At 53.8% G+C, this 1,449-nt stretch carries 1 protein-coding gene and 1 tRNA gene; one reads left to right on the top strand and one right to left on the bottom strand.

Going from position 1 to position 1,449, the window contains the following annotated elements:
* Nucleotides 1-163: 163 nt before the first annotated feature.
* A tRNA-Leu gene (locus ACTF5G_RS10170) sits at nt 164-250 on the bottom strand.
* A gap of 252 nt (nt 251-502) precedes the next feature.
* Here ACTF5G_RS10170 and ACTF5G_RS10165 point away from each other — a divergent pair.
* Nucleotides 503-1,449: RNB domain-containing ribonuclease (locus ACTF5G_RS10165; protein WP_438952688.1), on the top strand; the 947-nt coding region annotated here is incomplete at its 3' end.

Here is a 1,449-nt window from a genome sequence, read left to right as displayed (position 1 = left end):
GTATCTGGGGTGGTACTACTGGATCAAGGGGGATGGAATAGCCCCCCCGGGGGGGTATTAGCTGAAACCAGCTAAGACTTAGATTACTTTTTAGATTACTTTTGAATAAATGCGCCAAAAAACCTAAGGAAATTAAGGTGTTTCAGGCGCATTTTAGTATGAATGGTGCCCAGGAGAGGACTTGAACCTCCACGACCTTGCGATCACTAGCACCTGAAGCTAGCGCGTCTACCAGTTCCGCCACCTGGGCATGATGGGAAGCAGAAGCTGCTTCACCAGCGGTGCGAAACTATAGAGACGGTACCAGCGATTGTCAATTAGTGCTGTAAAAAAATGCATTGAAAAGGCGGTAATGATTGTTCCGGTCAGCCCTGAGCCAACGGTTAAGGCCGACTGCTGAAAAAAGCCATGGAGAGTTCAGGACAAGTATGTTCTGATATTTATATATCCTGCCAACGTGCCCTGCGACGTTGGAAGTGCATTTCTTACGTTTGGAATTTCAATGAAAAAACCTGTGAACAAAGATCCCTTTGCCGACCGCGAAGCGGCTAAATACGACAAGCCGGTGCCCAGCCGGGAGTTTATCCTCGAGTTTCTCGAAAATAGTGTCGGGCCTCTCACCTATGAAGAGCTTCTCGATGCGTTTGGTCTGAGCGATGAGGATGGCATGGAAGCGCTGCGACGCCGTCTGATTGCCATGGAGCGGGATGGGCAGGCCGTTCGCAATCGCCGCAATGCCTATGGTCCGCTGAACAAGATGAATCTGATCAAGGGCCGGGTTATCGGTCATCCGGAAGGATTCGGTTTTGTTGTGCCGTCTGAGGGCGGTGACGATCTGTTTCTTTCAAGCCGGCAGATGCGCCGTGTCATGGACGGTGACGAAGTGCTGGTTCGTGTGGCGGGGGTAGATCGTCGGGGCCGCTCGGAAGGGTCTATTGTCGAAGTGGTTGAACACCGCACGACCTCGCTGGTGGGGCGTTATTTTGTGGAGAGCGGGATCCATTTTGTTCGTCCGGACAACCCTCGTGTCACCCAGGACATAATGATTCCTCCCGACCAGCGCAGCGATATAGAACCGGGCCAGATTGTGGTGGTGGAGATCACGACTCACCCCAGTCGCCATAATCTGCCTGCTGGGCGGGTTGTTCAGGTGTTGGGTGAACATCTGGCACCGGGAATGGAAATCGATATTTCCATCCACAACTACGGTATCCCCAATCAATGGCCGCAGGCAGTGATTGCCCAGGCCGAGGCCATCCCGGCCGAGGTTCAGGAGCAGGATAAACAGTTCCGGGTGGATTTGCGCCACCTGCCGTTTGTCACGATCGACGGCGAGGACGCGCGGGACTTTGATGATGCCGTGTACTGCGAGCCGCTCAGTCGGGGTGGCTGGCGGCTCTATGTGGCAATTGCCGATGTCTCACATTATGTGGCTGTAGGCAGCCCGTT

This window comes from Porticoccus sp. (assembly GCF_965660005.1).
GTDB lineage: Bacteria > Pseudomonadota > Gammaproteobacteria > Pseudomonadales > Porticoccaceae > Porticoccus.
Note: the sequence above shows the minus strand (reverse complement) of the source record. Positions and strands in the feature narration are given on the sequence as shown.